General features: G+C 58.9%; 3 protein-coding genes. All 3 read left to right on the top strand.

Features of this window, described 5'->3' with window-relative positions; all coding sequences use genetic code 11:
- Positions 1-353 (top strand): flagellar basal body rod protein FlgC (gene flgC / locus ACR0E6_RS21795; RefSeq protein WP_480587245.1); only part of this gene is annotated, 353 nt, incomplete at its 5' end.
- A 12-nt stretch (positions 354-365) separates the two neighbouring features.
- Entirely contained in the window at positions 366-656 is a 291-nt protein-coding gene (gene fliE / locus ACR0E6_RS21790) for a flagellar hook-basal body complex protein FliE (RefSeq protein WP_170463000.1), read from the top strand.
- Positions 657-659: 3 nt separating this feature from the next.
- The coding region (locus ACR0E6_RS21785; protein ID WP_480587242.1) for a flagellar biosynthetic protein FliQ at positions 660-911 on the top strand (252 nt) is incomplete at its 3' end.

Here is a 911-nt window from a genome sequence, read left to right as displayed (position 1 = left end):
CCAGTGCTTTGCGCGCGCAAGCGGCCCGCTTGCGGCACGTGTCCGAGACTATCTCGAACGCGGATACGCCCGGATACCGGCGTAAAACCGTCCCTTTTGAGACCGTCCAGCAGGATGGAAAAGCGATGGTTCAGGCGGGCCGCGTGCAGCTGGATCGCCGCGACCTGTCTCGCATTCACGACCCGAGTCATCCGCTTGCCGATGAAAGCGGGCACTACCTCGGCTCGAATGTCGATCTGATGATCGAGATCGCAGACGCGCGTGAGGCCCAGCGAAGCTATGAGGCCAATCTGAAGATGTTCGATCAGACGCGGCAGATGTCGTCGGCACTTATGGAATTGCTTAGAAAATAAAGGAGAACCAGAATGGATATCCGATCCCTGACCGCCGCACAGAACTATACTGTCGCCCGCCCTGCAACGCAGGCCAATCCCGACCATGAAGGCATGGCACAAGGCCTGCGTTCAACGTTTCAGGACTTTGCCACAACCCTCAAGCAAAGCGAGCAGATGTCGCAGGCCGCGATGACCGGGCAGGCCGACCCGCATGCGCTGGTGCAGGCTCTGGCCCAGACGGAACTGGCCGTCGAAACCGCCGTGATCGTCCGAAACAAGGTGGTCGAGGCCTATCAGGAAATCCTGAGAATGCCGGTCTGAGCCATGCTGAGCGAAGGTCTTTTCTACGATATCGTCCGTCAGTCGCTTTGGGTCGCGGTGATCACCTCGGTCCCGATCCTGACGGTGGCGCTGATCTCGGGCCTGATCGTAGGTCTGTTTCAGGCCCTCACCTCGGTGCAGGAGATGACGCTGACCTTCGTGCCCAAACTGATCGCCATCGTTGTCGTGTTCTGGATTTCGATGGGGTTCATGACCCAGACACTTGTCACGTTTTTCACGGGAACCCTGGTTCCG

This window comes from Ruegeria sp. AP12 (assembly GCF_056540025.1).
This window is presented reverse-complemented; position numbering and strand designations above follow the sequence as displayed.

Excerpts from the sequence above, each read along its gene's own strand:
- fliE (WP_170463000.1), top strand. The coding sequence starts at position 366 with ATGGATATCCGATCCCTGACCGCCGCACAGAACTATACTGTCGCCCGC.